15 protein-coding genes are annotated in these 19,070 nt (G+C 59.8%); 12 read left to right on the top strand and 3 right to left on the bottom strand.

Annotation, left to right across the window (positions count from 1 at the left end; all coding sequences use genetic code 11):
* Positions 1-875 precede the first annotated feature (875 nt).
* The 5 genes from ACRXB1_RS03135 to aroQ all read left to right on the top strand — a co-directional run bounded on the left by ACRXB1_RS03135 (position 876) and on the right by aroQ (position 7,068).
* On the top strand, positions 876-2,747 hold the full coding sequence (locus tag ACRXB1_RS03135) for a bifunctional sugar phosphate isomerase/epimerase/4-hydroxyphenylpyruvate dioxygenase family protein (RefSeq protein WP_449491060.1): 1,872 nt from the start codon (positions 876-878) through the stop codon (positions 2,745-2,747).
* A 137-nt stretch (positions 2,748-2,884) separates the two neighbouring features.
* A complete protein-coding gene (locus tag ACRXB1_RS03130; RefSeq protein ID WP_449491059.1) occupies positions 2,885-4,003 on the top strand; it encodes a 4-hydroxyphenylpyruvate dioxygenase family protein in 1,119 nt (372 codons plus the stop codon).
* Positions 4,004-4,407: 404 nt separating this feature from the next.
* Positions 4,408-5,736 (top strand): MFS transporter, encoded by a 1,329-nt coding sequence (locus ACRXB1_RS03125; protein ID WP_449491058.1) that lies wholly within the window; start codon positions 4,408-4,410, stop codon positions 5,734-5,736.
* A 36-nt stretch (positions 5,737-5,772) separates the two neighbouring features.
* Positions 5,773-6,606 carry a shikimate dehydrogenase family protein gene (locus ACRXB1_RS03120; RefSeq protein WP_449491057.1) on the top strand — a complete coding sequence of 278 codons (834 nt, stop codon included), beginning with the start codon at positions 5,773-5,775 and terminating at the stop codon, positions 6,604-6,606.
* A gap of 9 nt (positions 6,607-6,615) precedes the next feature.
* Positions 6,616-7,068 carry a type II 3-dehydroquinate dehydratase gene (gene aroQ / locus ACRXB1_RS03115; protein ID WP_075359726.1) on the top strand — a complete coding sequence of 151 codons (453 nt, stop codon included), beginning with the start codon at positions 6,616-6,618 and terminating at the stop codon, positions 7,066-7,068.
* Between the two features lie 3 nt (positions 7,069-7,071).
* On the opposite strand, the gene ACRXB1_RS03110 is transcribed toward aroQ, so the two are convergent.
* Positions 7,072-8,025, bottom strand: coding sequence for a LysR family transcriptional regulator (locus ACRXB1_RS03110; RefSeq protein ID WP_449491056.1), 954 nt, complete (start codon positions 8,023-8,025; stop codon positions 7,072-7,074).
* Between the two features lie 155 nt (positions 8,026-8,180).
* Here ACRXB1_RS03110 and ACRXB1_RS03105 point away from each other — a divergent pair, with 155 nt between their 5' ends.
* A complete protein-coding gene (locus ACRXB1_RS03105) occupies positions 8,181-9,518 on the top strand; it encodes an MFS transporter (RefSeq protein WP_449491055.1) in 1,338 nt (445 codons plus the stop codon).
* 38 nt (positions 9,519-9,556) lie between these two features.
* Complete coding sequence (locus ACRXB1_RS03100; RefSeq protein WP_449491054.1) at positions 9,557-11,110, top strand: UxaA family hydrolase; 1,554 nt, start codon at positions 9,557-9,559, stop codon at positions 11,108-11,110.
* Positions 11,111-11,142: 32 nt separating this feature from the next.
* Here the strand turns inward: ACRXB1_RS03100 and ACRXB1_RS03095 are convergent, their stop codons facing one another.
* Positions 11,143-12,411 carry an MFS transporter gene (locus tag ACRXB1_RS03095; protein ID WP_449491053.1) on the bottom strand — a complete coding sequence of 423 codons (1,269 nt, stop codon included), beginning with the start codon at positions 12,409-12,411 and terminating at the stop codon, positions 11,143-11,145.
* Between the two features lie 108 nt (positions 12,412-12,519).
* On the opposite strand from ACRXB1_RS03095, the gene ACRXB1_RS03090 reads away from it, so the two are divergent.
* Both ACRXB1_RS03090 and ACRXB1_RS03085 read left to right on the top strand, forming a co-directional pair.
* Positions 12,520-13,416, top strand: coding sequence for a LysR family transcriptional regulator (locus tag ACRXB1_RS03090; RefSeq protein WP_449491052.1), 897 nt, complete (start codon positions 12,520-12,522; stop codon positions 13,414-13,416).
* Between the two features lie 159 nt (positions 13,417-13,575).
* Positions 13,576-14,382 (top strand): alpha/beta fold hydrolase, encoded by an 807-nt coding sequence (locus tag ACRXB1_RS03085; RefSeq protein WP_449491051.1) that lies wholly within the window; start codon positions 13,576-13,578, stop codon positions 14,380-14,382.
* A gap of 218 nt (positions 14,383-14,600) precedes the next feature.
* Here the strand turns inward: ACRXB1_RS03085 and hpxZ are convergent, their stop codons facing one another.
* Positions 14,601-14,987: an oxalurate catabolism protein HpxZ gene (gene hpxZ / locus ACRXB1_RS03080; RefSeq protein ID WP_449491050.1), complete on the bottom strand. Its 387-nt coding sequence runs from the start codon at positions 14,985-14,987 to the stop codon at positions 14,601-14,603.
* A 157-nt stretch (positions 14,988-15,144) separates the two neighbouring features.
* Here hpxZ and ACRXB1_RS03075 point away from each other — a divergent pair, with 157 nt between their 5' ends.
* The 3 genes from ACRXB1_RS03075 to ACRXB1_RS03065 form a co-directional block, all read left to right on the top strand.
* Positions 15,145-16,383: a dienelactone hydrolase family protein gene (locus tag ACRXB1_RS03075; RefSeq protein WP_449491049.1), complete on the top strand. Its 1,239-nt coding sequence runs from the start codon at positions 15,145-15,147 to the stop codon at positions 16,381-16,383.
* Between the two features lie 368 nt (positions 16,384-16,751).
* Positions 16,752-18,485, top strand: a complete 1,734-nt coding sequence (locus ACRXB1_RS03070; RefSeq protein WP_449491048.1) for a ShlB/FhaC/HecB family hemolysin secretion/activation protein — start codon at positions 16,752-16,754, stop codon at positions 18,483-18,485.
* 93 nt (positions 18,486-18,578) lie between these two features.
* On the top strand, positions 18,579-19,070 hold a 492-nt coding region (locus ACRXB1_RS03065; RefSeq protein WP_449491047.1), incomplete at its 3' end, for an isocitrate lyase/PEP mutase family protein.

Here is a 19,070-nt window from a genome sequence, read left to right as displayed (position 1 = left end):
CGTGATCGTGATTGGCGTCAGGGTTGTGTGTGGAAGAGGTGGTGCGGGGTTGATGCCGGGTTGCTGCTATTTAGACTACCGCGCGGTTTGTTTTGGCTGATTTTTTTAGCACTTTTAGCCACTGTCCGTGGCGGGACTTCATTTCTTTTTCCAACGGCGAAAAAGAAACGAAGCAAAGAAAACGCCTCTCCACCGAGGGCTCATAAGTGTCCCAAGCGTGCACGTACAACTGTTTGGTACTTCAGAAGAACGCTCGACGCCGCAATCACGAACACTTGAAACCCTCCCCCTCCGAACACGGATACCCACACGCTTCGCCACCAGTGTAGGAATCCGCTAATTAGGCTTCCGCGCTGCGCGCGCTGGCGCCCAAACGAAGAGGTTGCTGTACTGGTTCTGTTGTGCCCGTACTTGCCCGGGATTACCGGCGGCGAAGTCTCGGCAAGTTCAGGATGCTGTAGCGCCGTCATGTGCTCAACCCGTTGTTTACTCGGGCCAGGTTTCCGTATTGACTGCCACAGTTACTGGTGGCGAAGCGTGTGGGTATCTGTTGACGGAGGGGGAGGGTTTCAAGTGTTGGTGGTTATGGCGTCGAGCGTTCTTGTGAAGTACCAAACAGTTGTCACTGCACGCTCGGGACACTTAAGAATTAGCGGTTGGAAGGCGTTTTCTTTGCTTCGTTTCTTTTTCGCCGTTGGAAAAAGAAATGAAGTCCCGCCACGGACAGTGGCTAATAGTGCTAAAAAAATCAGCTAGAACAGACCGCGCGGTAGCGTAAGAAGCAACAACCCGGCATCACCCCCGCCCACTGTACCGAACCCCGCGACTCAAGCGCCAGCATAAAAAACCGCCCGAACAACCACACCGAGACTTCCGTGCAAAGATCCATCGCCACAGTATCCATCAGCGGTACGCTCATCGAAAAGTTGAAAGCCATCAGCGCAGCCAGCTTCGACGGTGTCGAAATCTTCGAAAACGATCTCCTTTACTTCGACGGTTCTCCCGCTGACGTCAAACGCATCTGCGCCGATCTCGGACTCAGGATCATGCTGTACCAGCCGTTCCGCGACTTCGAAGGCGTCAGCGCCGACAAACTCGCGCGCAACCTCGAACGCGCCCGCCGCAAGTTCGACCTGATGCATCAACTGGGCACGGATCGCATTCTGGTCTGCAGCAATGCATCACCAGATACGATCCGCGACGATGCGCTGATCATCGATCAGCTCGGAAAGTTCGCCGACCTTGCGCGCGCCGAAGGCGTGATCGCAGGTTACGAAGCGCTCGCGTGGGGCCGGCATGTCAACTCCTACAAGCACGCATGGCGCCTGGTCAATACGCTCGATCACGCCAACCTCGGCCTGATTCTCGATAGCTTCCATACGCTGTCCATAGGCGATTCGCTCGATGAAATCGCCAGCATCCCCGCCGATCGCATCACGTTCGTGCAGATCGCCGATTCCCCCAGAATGGCCATGGACGTGCTCGAATGGAGCCGCCATTACCGCTGTTTTCCCGGGCAAGGCGATCTGGATGTGACGGCCTTCACGCGTGCAGTGCTGGCATCGGGTTACGCGGGACCGTTGTCGCTTGAAATCTTCAACGACGGCTTTCGTGCCGCGCCCAATGCGGCAACTGCTGTCGATGGTTATCGTTCGCTGCTCTTTCTCGAGGAGCAATGCGCGGGGGCATCGAAGGAGACGTTGTTCCATCCGCCGGCCGCGCCTGCGCACGCAGGCTTCCAGTTTCTCGAATTCGCCGTCGATGCAAACAGCGGCCCAACGCTCGCACAATGGCTCGAACGCATGGGATTTCGCGCAGCGGGGCGGCACCGGTCGAAGCAGGTGACGCTCTACGTGCAGGGCGACGCGAGCATTCTGCTCAACGAAGAGGCCAACTCGTTTGCGAGCGATTTTCATGAGGCGCATGGGTTGTCGGTGTGTGCATCGGCATATCGGGTCGACAATGCTGCGCAAGCCTTCGAGCGCGCAGCGGCATTCGGCTTCGTCCCGTTTTCAGGCAGGGTGGGGCCGAACGAACGCGTGGTGCCGAGCGTGCAGGCGCCGGATGGAAGCCTGCAATATTTTGTCGATGAAGCGCCCGGCGAACCCACGCTTTACGAAACCGATTTCAATCTCGGCAATATCGAAAGCAAGAGCGGTGCGGGTCCGCTGCGGTGTATCGACCACGTTTGCCTGAACCTCCCCGCCGATACGCTCGACACGTGGGTGCTGTACTTCAAGGCTACCTTCGGTTTTGATGCAGAAGTTTCCGTGCTCTTGCCGGACCCGTACGGCCTTGTCAGAAGCCGGTCGTTGCGCAGTCGCGACGGGTCTGTGCGGATCGTGCTGAATGCGTCGGCAGACCGGCATACATCGGTGGTTGAATCGCTCTCAAAGTACCACGGCTCGGGGCTCAATCACGTCGCGTTCGCGACCCGCGATATCTTTGCGACCGTCGCTGCGTTGCGTACGCAAGGCGTGCCGTTGCTGCGCATTCCGCGCAACTACTACGACGACCTGCAAGCCCGTTTTGGATTCGACGATACGCAGATCGAGCGCATGTGCGAAGGCGGCATTCTTTATGATCGCGATCCCGATGGCGGAGAGTTTCTACACGTTTACACGGAGCAATTCAACGAACGCTTTTTCCTCGAGATCGTGGAACGCCGTGGCGGCTACGAAGGATACGGCGCGGCGAACGCGCCCGTGCGCCTTGCCGCCCATGCGCAGCGGCGCGCGCAGGCATAGGGACACGTGCAGAGAGTTTGACGCCTCGCCGCCTGAGGCGATAATCTGTTCACGCGCTTGCTGCGACTGGACATCGGACATTACGGATGACCAGGCCTCAGGCGAATGTGAGCGGACTTTCTCTGAGGTGATTTTCGATGAACAACGATGCTTCCCTGCCTGGCGCTGCCTCGGCGCAAACGCTGCAGGGCGACAACCCCCTCGGCGTCGCCGGCCTCGAATTTGTCGAGTTTTCCAGCCCGGATCCTGACCGGCTGCGTGCGCTCTTCGAGCAACTCGGTTTTACGCAGGTTGCCCGCCATATCAGCAAGGACGTCACGCTGTACCGGCAAGGGAACATGAATTTCCTCGTCAACGCCGACGACGATTCGTTCGCCACCCGCTTTGCGCAGACGCATGGCGTGGGCATATGTGCAATCGGCCTTCGCGTGCTGGATGCACCTACCTCGCACGAACGCGCCGTCGAGTTTGGGGCCTGGGATTTCGAAGGCGAACGGCTTGGACCGAACGAGTTGATGATTCCCGCAATCCAGGGCATTGGCGACTCGCATATTTATTTCGTGGATCATTGGGAAGGCCGGGACGCGCCACCGAGCGAGAAAGCGAAGTCCATCTACGACATCGATTTCAAGTGGCTCGATGCACAAACCACAAGATCTGCATTGCATGACAACGACGCAGGGCTCGTCAAGGTCGATCACTTTACGCAGACCGTTGGGGCTGGCCGGCTTCCGGACTGGCTGGAGTTCTATCTCCAGGTGCTCCATTTCAAGGAGATCCACGCAATACATCCCGACTGGAAAGTCGCACAGGATCTGCCCGTGATCGTCTCGCCATGCCAGACGTTCAGCATTCCGGTGTATGAAGAAGGCACGTATCGTACGAGCCTGATGCAGGACTATCTGCCCGATCACAGCGGCGAAGGCGTGCAGCATATCGCGCTGGCATCGAAGAATATCTTTGCTTCCGTCGACATCTTGCGTGCACGCGGCATGCGCTTCGTGCAGCCGCCGGCAAAATACTACGAACAACTCGATGCACGCTTGCCCGGTCATGGACTGGATGTGGAGGCATTGCGCTCACGCGGCATTCTCGTCGATGGCCGTATAGCCGAGGACGGCAAGCCGTTGCTCTTCTTGCAGACTTTCATCCAGCACGAGGCCGGGGACATGTTCTTCGAAATCGTGGAGCGGCGCGGTGGGGAAGGGTTCGGCGAAGGGAATTTGATTGCGCTGGGGAAGGCGCGAGAAGTCTGATTCGTCAACGTCTAGCACCGTCTAGTGCAAACCCGAATAATGCGCGATTACCGAACGAACGCGTTCGATAAACATACGTGTTTTCTAATATTCCGTTGCCCGGACTCGGCCTTCGCTCTATTGTGACGACATACCGGCACGGCTAACAAGCGGCGAGTGATCAACAAGGCACTCGGACATGCAGTGCCTTTTTCCGTAAGCAAGAAATCAATTTAATAGATTAGGAACGCTGATCAAAGTGTCCATCAAGCGTTATAGCGGCAGTTTTCAGCGACGGCTTCCAGCAGTGAGCTGCGGCGTAGGTATCATCACCGCTTTTAATGGGCGGACCACCGGTCCAATAACATCGCTCGCGCAATAAAACCGCAGGGCGGGATCCAATATTTCGATTCAGGAGACGCGTCATGCAAGACGTTCACCAATCCCACGCGGTTCATACGGCCGCGCCGGCCGCAGTTCGCACACGGTCGCGCACGCGCTTCGTGATCCTCGCGCTGCTGGCAGTCGGTACGATGATCAACTATCTGGACCGCACGGTCCTCGGCATTGCAGCGCCGACCATGACGAAGGAGCTCGGAATCGATGCCGCCGTGATGGGGATCGTCTTCTCCGCCTTCTCCTGGACATACGCGCTGGCGCAGATTCCGGGCGGCGTTTTTCTGGACCGCTTCGGCAGCAAGGTCACCTACTTTCTCGCGCTGACGTTCTGGTCGTTCTTCACGTTGATGCAGGGTTTCGCCGTCGGACTCAAGTCGTTGCTGCTGTTTCGCTTCGGGCTCGGCGTCAGCGAAGCGCCATGCTTCCCGGTCAACAGCCGCGTGGTCGCCACATGGTTCCCGCAGCATGAGCGGGCACGCGCCACGGGCATTTATACCGTTGGCGAATACCTCGGCCTCGCGTGTTTTGCGCCGGCCTTGTTCTGGATCATGGGCAACTTCGGCTGGCGCTCCTTGTTCATTGTGGTGGGCGTAATCGGCATTGTGTTCGGGATGGTCTGGTGGCTGTTTTATCGCGAGCCGCATCATTCGAAGTCGGTGAACCAGGCTGAGCTCGACTACATTTCCGCGGGCGGCGGCCTCGAGCCGGCGGGCGGTCAGCAGACCATGGCTTTCTCGTGGGGCAACGTCGGCAAGCTGCTCAAGCGCCGTCAGATCGCGGGTGCGTGCCTCGGGCAGTTTGCGGGCAACACCACGCTCGTATTTTTCCTGACGTGGTTCCCGACCTACCTAGCCACGGAACGTCACATGGGCTGGCTCAAGGTCGGCTTCTTCGCGGTGATGCCGTTTCTTGCGGCGGCGGTCGGCGTGATGTTCGGCGGATGGATCTCCGATCTTCTGCTCAAGCGCACCGGCTCGGCCAACATTGCACGCAAGTTGCCGATCATCTTCGGCTTGCTGGGGGCATCGACGATCATTGCCGCGAACTACGTCAGCAGCGACGCACTGGTCATCACCATTCTCTCGATCGCGTTCTTCGGGCAAGGCATGGTCGGGCTCGGCTGGACGTTGATCTCGGATATCGCGCCAAAAAATCTGATGGGACTGACGGGCGGCATCTTCAATTTTTGCGCGAACCTTGCGGGCATCGTTACGCCGCTGGTGATCGGCCTGATCGTGGCGAAGACGGGCTCGTTCTTCTACGCGCTGTCGTACGTAGGCGCGGCGGCGCTCGTTGGCGCGCTGTCGTACATCTTCATAGTCGGCGACGTTCGCCGCGTTGAAATTGCAGACTGAGTGTTCCGCAGTTCCAACTTCTTAAGGCATGCAGCGATGATCAGCGGAAAAACTACCCTTATTGCGCACCTGGGTTATCCCACGGAAGCCTTCAAGGCGCCCATGATCTACAACCCGTGGTTCGAGCAGAAGGGCATCGACGCAGTGGTGGTGCCGATGGGCGTCAAGCCTGACGATTACGCCGCGTTCGTGAAGTCGCTCTTCCGTTTGAGCAACATTCGCGGCGCGCTGGTCACCATGCCGCACAAGGTGACGACTACGAATCTTGTCGACGAACTCACGCCCACCGCGCGCATTGCAGGCGCTTGCAACGCCATCCTGCTGCGTTCGGATGGAAGCTTGCTCGGCGATCAATTCGACGGTGCCGGTTTCACGCGTGGCGTCGAACGCAAGGGCCGTCCATTGAAAGGCGCGCGTGCATTCGTGCTGGGCAGCGGCGGAGTGGGTTCTGCCATTGCGGCGTCGCTGGCGGCCTCCGGGGTATCGGCGCTAGCGCTCTTCGACACCAGCAGCGCATCCGCCGATGCACTCGCCGCCCGTTTGCGCAAGCACTATCCCGAGCTCGAAGTGACGACAGGCTCGAAAGACCCGGCGGGCTACGACGTGGTGGTCAATGCAACGCCTATCGGCATGAACGCGAACGATCCGCTGCCTTTCGATATCGACCGGATTTCGCCGTCCACGTTCGTGGGTGAGGTCGTGATGAAATCAGAGTACACGCCGCTCTTGCATGCAGCCAAAGAGAAGGGCTGTGCAGTGCAGGTCGGCACCGACATGCTCTTCGAGATGATCCCGGCGTATCTGGAATTCTTCGGGTTTGGCACAGCCACGGCGGACGAGTTGCGCGCAGTTTCCCAGATCAAATACTGAGGCGAAGTCATGAAGAAGGTAATGGTGATCAACGGGCCCAACCTGAACTTGCTGGGTTTGCGCGAGCCCGATCAGTACGGCCATGACACGCTCGATACGGTGGAAACGCTGTGCATGCAGGCAGGCGACAAGCTGGGCGTCGCGGTGGAATGCAGGCAGTCGAATCATGAGGGCGTGCTGATCGACTGGATTCATGAGGCCGGGCGCGAGGTCGCGGCCGGCGCCATGCTGGGCGTAGTGATGAATCCGGGTGCTTATACGCATACATCGGTCGCGCTACACGATGCAATCAAGGGCGCGAGCGTTCCGTTGATCGAGCTGCATATCTCGAACGTTCATGCGCGCGAATCGTTCCGGCATCACTCGTTCATCTCGCCGGCGGCACGCGGGATTATCGTGGGGCTGGGCGTGAAGGGCTATGCCATCGCAATCGATGCGCTGGTCCAGGTAACATCGAAGTAACGCTCAAGGCTTTTCTTTATCGGCCGCAAGCGAACGCAAGATGCCGATAAACTCCTGCACCGGTTGCGCAGGGAGTTCGTGCTTGCGCGTGACGATCCCATAGCTTGTCATGACGCGGCGTATCGGAACAGGAAGCTGTCCCAGCAAGCCATTGTTCACATACTTCTCGACGGCGGCTTGTGGTTGCAGCGAAATCATGTCGGTCGCCTGCAAGAGTTCCAGCGCGGAAAATATCGATGTCAGCTCCACCATCCCGACCGGTACAGGGATGGCCGCGGCTGCGAACGTCTCCTCGAATAACTGCCTGATCGCCGTTACCTGCGGATAAAGAATCCACGGCCATTCCGCGAGATCGGCCAGTTCCAGCTTCCGCTTTTTCAATAATGGATGATGGCTTCCCGCCACCACGCAAACCGGCTCCGCCGCGAGCACCTCGAAGTCGAACAACGCATGATGACGCGGCTCGGTCAGACGGCCGACCATCACGTCGATCTTTTTTTCATCGAGCCAGATTGCAAGCTGATCGCTGCTGAGTTCAAACAGCTTCACGACGAGTTGCGGCCGTTGCCGCCGGATCTCCCCGATACCCGCCGTCACCAGTTGCGCCGCCGATGCCGATATAGCGCCGACCGTGATGTGCCCATATCCGCCGTTTTTCAACGTCGTGAATTCGCTCACGAAGTGCCCGAGGTCGCCCAGCGCGGTGTTCGCATAACGCAGCGCGAGATGCCCCAGCTCGGTCGGCCGCATCTCGCGCGGCAGGCGTTCGAAGAGCGGCGCGTCCAGCATGCCTTCTATATCGCCCAGGATTTTCGTGGCGGCAGGCTGTGTCATGTGCATCTGCTCGGCGGTGATCCGCATGTTGCGCGTGCGGCCGAGGATGTCGAGCAATTGCAGATGCCGGTAGCGCAGGCGGGCGAGAACGGCCGATGGAAGTAGTGACGAAGGTCGGGACATAGGGGCGAGTGAAGGGTAAACCTGCATCTACTCATAACCGGATGGAATCGATTGTAGTCAATAATCGATTGGATGTTTATCGCGCCAATGCATAGAGTGGTGCCAGATGAAATAGACCGGGCAGATCCGGCGTCCTCACGATGGAGACAACACACATGCAGACTCAGGCCCTCTCGTCCCAGCCGTTGGCGAGCGCCGTGCGCAAGGCGCGACTGCGCCTCACGCCATTTCTCGCGCTGATGTTCGCGCTTTCCATGCTAGACCGCTCCAACGTCGGCTTCGTCAAGCAGGCGCTGCAGGTCGATTCCAATATCGGCAACGCAGCGTTTGCGCTGGGCGCCGGGATCTTCTTCATCGGTTATGCGGTGTTCGAGATTCCGAGCAACATGATGCTGCATCGCGTGGGTGCAAAGGTCTGGCTGAGCCGCATCATGGTGACGTGGGGGCTGGCGTCGGCGGCCATGATGTTCGCGCACAACGAGACCGCGTTCTATGTGCTGCGGTTCATTCTCGGCGTCGCCGAAGCGGGATTTTCGCCCGGCGTGATCCTTTATTCGACCTACTGGTTTCCAGCACGCGAACGCGGCAAGGCGCTCGGGATCTATTATTTCGGCGTCCCGGTCGCACTCGTGCTCGGCAGTCCGTTATCCGGCTACCTCATGGAAGTCATGGGCGGTTTGCTCGGGCTGCGCAACTGGCAATGGATGTTCCTGATCGAAGGGCTCGCGGCTTCCATAGTCGGCGTGATCGCATTCTTCTATCTCGTGAGCAAACCGCGTCAGGCGAAATGGCTGACCGATGCCGAAAAAGATGCGCTCGAATCGGCGATCGCCGCGGAGGACCGGCTGAAGGTCGCCCATGGTCCGTCGACCGCGCTTGCCGCGCTCGCGAACTGGAACGTACTGCGTTTTGTCGCCATTTACTTTGCGATCCAGGTCAGCGTGTATGGCGTGATCTTCTATCTGCCGACGCGTATATCCGAATTGACGGGGACCGCGATTGGCGCGAAGGTGGGCTTTCTCACCGCGATTCCATGGTTCTGTGCGCTGGTCGCGTTGCGCTTCGTGACGGGTTACGCCGATGCCCGCGGCAAGCATCGCGAGGTCGCGGTGGTGATGCTGGTCATGGCGGCAGCGGGCATTGGCCTCTCGACGATGGGCACGCATCTCGTCCCCGTTCTGTTTGCATTCTGCATTGCGACGGTCGGCTTTGTGGTCGTTCAACCGCTGTTCTGGACACTGCCTACGGCGTACTTGAGCGGGACCGCGGCGGCAAGCGGTATTGCGATGATCGGTGCGTTGGGCAATCTCGGCGGTTTCATTGCGCCGACATTAAAGACCGCTGTCGAAAGTTTCTTTCAGAGTCAGCGTGCGGGCATGGGCGCGCTTGCGGTGGCGGGTGTGATCGGCGTGCTGCTGCTGTTGAGCATCGGCATGAAAGGGCGGCGGCAGGAAGCGGGCGACCTGGCTGCATCGAAAGCGGCATCGCGTTGAGCCTCGCGCACCCCACGCAAAATACGGAGATACGCATTATGAAACCAGTAGTTGAAACTGCTCCTGCAAACACTGCGACGGTCCGCCTGAATGCCATCGATGATGTCCTCATCGCTCGCCATCAACTCGTCGCGGGCATGCAGCTCGCCGATGGCGACATCACCGTGCGCGGTTTGATCCCGGCGGGGCACAAGGTCGCCGTCAAAGCAGTCTCGCAAGGGCAACCCGTCCGACGCTACGGGCAGATCATCGGCTTTGCGAAGCGCGACATCGATGTCGGCGAACACGTGCACGTGCATAACCTCGCAATGGGCGATTTCGATCGCGACTACGCGTTCGGCGAAGATGCAAAACCCACGCAACACGCGGTGCAGCCCGCAAGTTTTCTCGGCATCCGCCGTCCCGATGGACGCATTGCGACGCGCAACTATATCGGCGTGCTCACATCGGTAAATTGCTCGGCTACCGCCGCACGGGCTGTCGCCGATTATTTTCGCCGCGATGTGCATCCTGAAGCGCTCGCCGCATTTCCGAATGTCGATGGCGTGGTCGCGCTCACGCATGGTCAGGGCTGCGCGGTCGACTCCGAAGGCGAAGCCCTGAAGATGCTTCGCCGCACGCTCGGCGGCTACGCGCGGCATGCGAACTTTGCCGGCGTGCTGCTGGTCGGCCTCGGTTGCGAAACGAATCAGATCGACGGTTTGCTCCAGGAGCAGCACCTCGAAACAGGCGCCCGGCTCAAAACCATGACGATTCAGGCAACGGGCGGCACCGCGCGCACGGTAGCTGCGGGTATCGAGGCGATCAAGGTCATGCTCGTGGAAGCGAACGAGGTCGTGCGTGAACGCGTCGATGCCAGCCACCTCGTGATCGGCCTGCAATGCGGCGGCTCGGATGGGTATTCGGGGATCACGGCGAACCCGGCGCTGGGCGCCGCGGTCGATCGTCTCGTCGCACATGGCGGCACGGCGATCCTGTCGGAGACGCCGGAGATTTACGGCGCGGAGCATTTGCTGACGCGACGGGCGGTATCGAAGGAAGTGGGCGACAAGCTCGTCGAGCGCATTCACTGGTGGGAAGAATATTGTGCGCGGATGAACGCTGACCTGAACAACAACCCGTCGGCGGGCAACAAGGCGGGGGGCCTTACAACCATCCTTGAAAAATCGCTCGGCGCGGTGGCGAAGGGCGGCACGACCAATCTCGTCGATGTCTACAAGTACGCGGAGCATGTCAGCGCGCGTGGGCTTGTGTTCATGGACACGCCGGGTTATGACCCGGTGTCCGCGACGGGGCAGGTCGCGGGTGGCGCGAACCTGATCTGCTTCACGACCGGACGCGGCTCGGCTTACGGATGCGCGCCGTCGCCATCGCTCAAGTTCAGCACGAATACCGCTTTGTGGAAGCGTCAGGAAGAAGACATAGATATGAACTGCGGTTCGATTCTCGATGGCGAAAAGAGCATTGATGAACTCGGCCAGGAGATCTTCGAACTGATGCTGGCGACGGCATCGGGCACGTTGTCGAAGAGCGAAGTGCACGGGTATGGACAGAACGAATTCGTGCCCTGGCAGATCGGCGCGATCACCTGAAATTCCAGATGGCGCGCGGTTTTTGGGTCACGTCAACGCGCGTCGGCGAGTGTGCATCGATTAGTCGATTCCGCTCGCCGCACGCCCGGCATAAAGCAGCTCAGTGCGATTGCCACGACGGACGCGCCTGCCGCGAAAAAATACACCGGTTGAAACGACCCGGCCACGCTCTTGCACAAACCGCCGAGCACGTTACCGAGCGCGCCCCCTGCACCGAATGACGCTTCGCAAATTCCGCACACGATAGCCGCGAGCGCCGGTTCACTCGTCTTGCCGACATACGCATGCAACAACCCGAAGAGCGGAAAGAACGAAAAGCCGAACGCAACGGCTGCGATCATCAACGCATAAACGCCGGGACGCGATGCCGCTATCAACGACGCGCACAGCAATAGAATCCCTGCGCTGACAAGCGCCGTGCGCATGCCGTCACGTTGCGGTTGTGAGGCAGAAGATCGTGCATCGCCTATCATGCCGAGAGTCAGGCCGCTTACCGCACCCACGAAGCCGACGAGCGCCCAGGCATGCGCGGTGACATCGAGTCCGAGATGCAGGTCATCGTGCGCATAAGCCGAGAAATAGGTGATGAACGGCACGCCGGCAAAGCCCGAGAGCAACGCGATTGCGTACACGAGCTGCCAGCGCCGCGAGAACAGCGTCCGCGCGGCGAACCGTGGCCCCTTGACTCCTGGCTGCGCTTTCACGCGCGTTTCCGGCCGTCCAAGCCGTGCAAACATCAGCAAGATCACGACACTCAGCAGTGCCGTGAACAACGCGCTCACAAGCCACACGGAACGCCATCCCCACGCTGCCATCAACCCCGGCACCATGAGCCCGTTGAGCAACACGCCATAGTTGGTGCCGCTACCGATCACGCCAATGGCTTTCGCTTGATGACGTTCATCGATCAAAGGCGCGACGAGCGCCATCATGGGCACCCACGTCGCCGCTGCGAACGCGTTGAGTGCAACAAGCACAACTCCCATGACCCAGGTGTGATCGGCAAAGGCCAGGCACGCAAGCCCGACAGCCGATAACGCGGTGGCCCCCAGCATGACTCTTGCTGCGCCAAAACGCGAAGCAGCAAGGCCGGACAGCAACGCCACCAGCACATTCGCGATTTGCCGGGCTGCGGTGATGTATCCCGCTTGCGCATACCCGAAGCCAAGATCGTGTTTCATCGCGGGCAGGACAACCGGAAACAAGTACACACCAAAGCCATAAGTTGCGGCTATGACGGCCGCAAGCAACAACGTAAGCGCGAATTGCCTTGATGCGGTGACGCGAGGCAAAGCATCCATGACGAGCTACCGAAAGAAGGGATAAATCCATTCTCGGCAATTCGTCTCCATGACGGAAATGATTTAATTTACTATCATCCAGTAAATCACTTCATCATTCGAGCGACCATGAATCTTGATCCAGGCTTGCTGCGTGCGTTTATCGCCGTCACCGAAGCGGGAGGCTTCACCAAGGCCGCCCGTCGGCTGAACCTGACGCAATCTGCCATCAGTCACCAGATCAGGCGCCTGGAAGAAGAGGTCGGCAGGCCGCTGCTTTACCGCACGACGCGCACGCTGACACTGACCGAGGACGGCGAGGATTTCCTGCGCTACGCCACGCAAATCCTCGATGCGATGCAGGCGGTCACGCGGCGTTTTCATTCATCGCCGGCATCGGGCGTGGTGCGGTTCGGCGCACCGGATATCTTCATGGGCGAGCGCCTGCCCGTGTTGCTGACGCAATTTTCGCGGGCATTTCCAAACGTGCGGCTCGATGTCAGCGTTGGCATGAGTATCGATTCGGAAGCGATGGTTGCCGCGCAGGAGCTCGATCTCGCGGTGGTGTTGTGCGTGAAGAGCCACAAGCACGGAAGTGGCGACGAAGGCATTGTGCTGCGGCGCACGCGGTTTGTATGGGCGGCGGCCGAATCGTTCGAGGTACGCGAAGGCGCGTCATTGCCGCTGGCGTTTTTTCCGGCGCCTTGTGTGAACCGGCGCGTGGCCGTCGAAACGCTCGATAGCTTGCCCGTGAACTGGCATGTGGCGTTCACATCGTCGAGTCAGTCGGGCATTCGTGCAGCCGTCATGGCCGGACTTGCGATCACCGTGCTGACACGAGACGACCTTGAACCGGGCATCGCCGTGATCGATGGGCAATACGGTTTGCCCGCATTGCCCGAAGCCGAGTTCAGGCTGCTGTGGGGCAAGGGCGAAAAGACGCTGGCGGCGAAGGAGTTCGGGCGGCTGGTTCTCGATACCCCGGTTGAACATCCGTTGCGCTCGCGGGAGGCTAGAGCCGCGTGATCTGTCGCATGACAGGAATTCAAGGGTCAGGTGAACTGATTGATCGGTTAGATAAAGTTATTGGAGCTCATCCGGTATTTATCACATGATTGGAATCGTCCTGGCGGCGGTCATGTTCATCGTCGCTGGCATCACGAGCCATTACTCAGGGAGTTCCGCATGAATCTATCCGCCACTGTCCATAATGAAGATGCAGAGATTGCCTACGACGTTGAAGGCCAAGGGCCGTTGCTTTTATTGATCGTTGGGGGAAATGGTGACAGCAGTCGTTTCATCAGACTCTCGGCGCAATTAGCCGATCGCTACACAGTCGTCCGTTACGACCGCCGTGCGAATTCGCGCAGCACCGGCGACAAACATGCCGAAATGAACATGGCGCAACAAGGCCGGGATGCTGCCGCCGTCATCCATGCGATGGGCGGTGAACCGGCGTTTGTGTTCGGCAACAGCGCCGGCGCCAATATTGCATTGAAGCTGGCAGAGGATCATCCGCAGCTCGTTCGAGGGCTGGTGGACCACGAGCCGCCTGTCAGCGACATCTTGCCGGACGGCGTGATATGGCGAAAGTTTTTCGACAGCGTGTATGACACCTATCGCACGCAGGGTGGTGCTCCCGCCATGAAGCTGTTCGCCTCATCGTTTGTTGGTCTTCCTTCTGCAGCAATCGCTCCACCGGATCAGGACAGCGGCGACTTTGAGCGCTTCCTTGCACACGAATTCAATGTCATCAACCGTTTCATTCCCGGTCTCGATGCATTGCGCCGTGGTGGTGTGGCCATGGTCACCGCCGTTGGCCGCGCGAGCGGCGACGCATTCTACGCGCAGACTGCACGCCAACTGGCGCGTGAACTGCCTTGCCCCTGCATCGAGATGATCGGGCATCACGTGAGCTATGCAAGCGACCCGGTTATCTTTGCCAATGAACTGCACGAGATACTGAGCACACTGCCCGCATCGCGCGTTTGAGAAAGGTCCGGCGCCGGCGCACCATATGGCGGGATGGGCCGCGCAAACGCTGGACGATCCCACCGCGTATGCCACAACCATCCTGGCGGATTTCTTCGAAAAGTATCCAAAGCTCAACATCTTCGCCGGCCATTGGGGCGAGATGGTGCCGTTCTTCCTGGCCACGGCGACAAGCTCGCCGCGTTCGATTACCGAGACGTTCCAGCAGCATGTCTACGTCACGGCTTCGGTTCATCCATCCAGCTCACGTGCGCGGCGGCCACTTTCCACACGCCGTCAACACGTGCCCAGGTCTGCGATTGGCGGCCGGTCCGCGTTTCGCCGTTGCGGTGAAACGTGATGTTCGCCACGCCAAACTCCGTTCCGAACGTCGTCACTGACCGGTCGATGATCGTCCGTTGCAGCGCGCTGCCCGGTCGCTTGGCGCGGAACTCGCGGATCGCTTCGTAACCTTGCAGGTTTTCGGTTGCGCCGTATCGAAGCGTATGCGGACTGTCCCAGAAGAGCGCGTCGAGCGCCGGGACATCGTTGGTGGTCAACGCGACTTCATACGCGTCGAACGCGGTTTCGAGGGAGGCGAGGGTAGCGGGATCGTCGATAAGCATGGTCGGTAAATGTTTTCGTTGTGCGGTCGTCGAATTATGAGGCTATAGCGTGCGTGTTCAACATTTTGACCGGCATGATCTCCTTGATCGACCCAGTGCACAATATGCGCTTCACGCGAGGCAACTATCGTTCATCAAGCGAACCAAAAGGGGCGACATGAGCAGTCAGACGATTGATATCACGGCGCAGGACGGCGGCCGATTTACAGCTTATCTCGCGAAACCCGCGCAAGGTTCGGGTCCCGGCCTTGTACTGCTCCAGGAAATTTTCGGCATCAACGACTACATGAAGTCGATGGCCGACCGTTACGCCGAAGAAGGTTACGTCGTGCTCGTACCGGATCTGTTCTGGCGCATGAAACCCGGCGTGGTATTGGGCTACGGCGAAGCGGATTTCGCCGCTGCGCTCGACTTCAACGCGAGATTCGACGAATCACAAGCGCTCGACGATATCGCCGCGACACTTGCTGCTTTGCGTGCGCTGCCCGAGCAAGCGGGCAAGCTTGGCGTGATCGGCTATTGCCTCGGCGGTCGTCTCGCGATGCGCACAGCGGCAAGCATGGACGTGGACTGCGCGGTGAGTTACTACGGCGTGGACCTCGATGCGTATCTCGGCGAGATCGCCACCATCCGCTGCCCGATGGTTTTCCACTTCGCCGAAAACGATACGTTCACGCCGCCTGAAACCCGCGCGAAACTCGAAGCCGCGTTTGCAGGCAAACCGCTGATCGAGCATTACGTCTACGCGGGTTGCGATCACGCCTTCGCCACGCCCGAGCGCGATCACTACGACAAACCCGCGGCCCTGATGGCCTATTCGCGGACCCTGTCATTGCTGCGCAAGGTGCTGGGTCCCGTGTACGACCTGAACCGCCTGTGGGAGATGCATTGCTACTACGAGTTCGGCACGCGCGACGTCGACGCCGTCATGCCGACCATGGTGGCCGAGCCTTACGTGAACCACGTTCCGACCATGACGGGCGGTGTCGGTCATGATCAATTGAAGCGCTTTTACAAGTACCATTTCGTCGATTCCAATCCCGCCGATACACGCCTGATTCCGGTGTCCCGGACCATCGGCTCGGATCGGGTTGTCGATGAGTTCGTGTTCTGCGCCACGCACGATCGCGAGATCGACTGGCTGTTGCCGGGACTCAAGCCCACAGGCAAATACTTCGAGGTCCCCATGCTGGCGGTAATCCGGTTTCGCGGCGACAAGCTTTACAACGAGCACATCTACTGGGATCAGGCTTCGGTGCTGGTGCAGATCGGCGTGCTCGATCCGACGGGTCTGCCGGTCGCAGGAATCCAGACCGCCAAAAAGATGATCGATGAAACCCTCCCGACCAACACGCTGATGCCGAACTGGGCATCGAGCGAGGGCAAGCCCGTTTGACCGGTTTTGCATGACGCTCATGAGGACGGTAAGAACATCCGCCGAGCTTTCGTATCAGGTCGTTTCCCACGTTGGCGGAGGGCGCTTTCGTCTCTTTTTGAACAGTGATTGTCCGATTAACGTGCTTTGCATCTCCGACCCATCTGCTATTCTCCTTTGGCCGATTGCGCAAGGTACCCGGTGACCGGCTAATCGGATGCGATGGTGTGCCACCCCATGGCGCGCCCGCGTTCGTGTCACGGAGATCACCATGCCGTCTCCATCAGTATGCCGAATGATCTCGACGTCCATCGTACCGGGCTTCGGACCGCCCGCCGGCGCCGCGCATTCCCTGTTGCGCCGGCAGATTGAGAACTGAGCGCCAGGCCATGTCGCGTAACGTACGACGCCTGCTGACGGCTTCGTACGCGGCTGCGCTCTCAGTGTCCGCACATGCGCAGTCGTATCGTGATGTCGCGCCGCAAACGCCGCCTTCCATGATCAAGCGTGAGGCGTCGCCGCCCCAGGCCGTTGAGATGCCGCAGGCTACGCAAGTCGCGGTGCCGTCGCTTGCGGCCTTGATCTTCGTGCCGGCTGGTACGTCTGACACATCGGCGCCGCAAGCACAGATCAGCGCCGAAGGACTTGCCGTTCTCGATGCCGCCTTCCTGCAGACCTTCCAGCCCGACATCGGCAAGCCGCTTACCTTCGAGCGCCTCGCGCAGATCCGCCGTGCGGTCGTCGCGCGGTATCGTGCTGCGGGCAAACCGCTCGTCGATGTTTTCGTGCCCGAGCAAGACGTGACCAACGGCGTGGTGCATATCGCGATTGCCGAGTTTCGGCTTGGGCAAGTGCGTGCAAGCGGGAACCGCTATTTCTCCGATGCCGTGTTGACAAGCGAGATGCCGCTGCGTCCCGGCGAGCCGATCCTGCAATCGCAGGTTGCGGCGGGGCTCGCGTTGCTCAACGCAAATCCGTACCGGAGCGTCGATGTAGTCTACGCGCCGGGCACGGCCGCAAATTCCACCGATGTCCTTCTTCAAACCGATGATCGCCTGCCGCTGCGCGTCAACGCCGGTTACGATAACGCCGGCGTTCCGCAACTCGGCCGCGACCGCTTTTTTGCCGGCATCGACTATGGGAATCTGTTTGGACTCGATCAGCAGATCGCGTATCAATTCACCGCGAGCAACGATATTTTCGGCGGCAATCCCGACATAGAAGGGCGTCCGGATCGCGCCCGCTTCATGGCGCATTCGCTGAGCTATTCGGCGCCGCTGCCATGGCATGACCGCATCGAACTGTTCGGGGTCTATGCCCAAAGCACGCCGAGGCTGCCCGACAGCTACGGCCAGACCGGCATCTCCGCGCAAGCAAGTATCCGATACGACTGGCTATTGCCGCCGGCCGGGGACTGGAATCAGCAGATGCAGTTCGGTTACGACTTCAAGCGAACCAACAACGATCTCGAGTTCGGCGGTTTCCAGGTCTTCAATTCGAATGTGCACGTGCATCAGTTCCTGGCTTCGTACTCGATCAGCAAGCCCGATGATTTCGGACTGGCGCGTGCGAACGTCACGCTCGTGGCAAGTCCGGGCGGGCTCGATTCAGACAACAGCGATACTGCATTCACCACCGCGCGACAAGGCGCAACCGCCCGATATGCGTACTTGCAGCTTGGCGGCCAACACGACTTCGCGCTCGGCGCAGGCTTCGCGTTCAGCGCGCGTGGCACGTTTCAATGGACGCCGAATACCTTGCTGCCGAGCGAGGAACTTGGGCTGGGCGGCGAGACCAGCGTGCGCGGATACGACCCGTATGTGGTGCTGGGCGACCGCGGATGGAACGTGCAGACGGAAGTGCGTACGCCGGGCATACCCATAGGCGCAAGCAGTATCGCGATGCAGCCCTTCGTCTTTCTCGATGCCGGGCACGCGTGGAACCGCATCGACCAGCCGGCGGAAGCGAGCAACGGATCGCTGGTGAGCGTGGGTGCGGGTTTGCGCGTCCAGTGGTCGCGTCATGTGGATTTGCGCGGCACGTATGGCGTGCCGCTGCGTGCACCGGTGCCGGGTGGATCAAAGGCGCCGATGGTGCAGTTGTTTGTATCGGTTGGGACATAGGCGGCTTGAACATTGCATATGCGCGCGAAGCGCTTAGTATTCAGCTCAGGGCATCCGCCCGACTTATGCATGCGCCAAACAATGAGACTTCAAATGAGCCGTTCCATCGCCGAAAAACGTGCTGCCTTCCGTGCGCTTCATGAACAAGGCTGCTTCATGCTTCCGAATCCCTGGGACGCCGGCAGCGCCCGGTATCTTGAGGGCCTCGGGTTCAAGGCGCTCGCCACGACCAGTTCCGGCTTCGCGTGGTCGCTCGGGCAGGCCGACAATACCGTGGCGCGTGACCTGATCCTGGCGCATTTGCGGGACATGGTTGCATCGACGGATTTACCGGTCAACGCGGACTTCGAAAACGGTTACGCGTCCGATGCCAACGGCGTCGCCGAAAGCGTGCGGCTTGCGGTTGCGACCGGTGTTGCGGGATTATCGATTGAAGATTCGACCGGCAACGCAGACGAGCCGCTGTTCAGCATCGATATTGCGGTCGAGCGGATGCACGCGGCACGAAAGGCTATCGATGCAACCGGTGGCGATACGTTGCTCGTCGGACGCGCCGAGAATTTTTTTGCGGGACGGCCGGACCTA

This window comes from Caballeronia sp. M23-90 (assembly GCF_053574605.1).
This window is presented reverse-complemented; position numbering and strand designations above follow the sequence as displayed.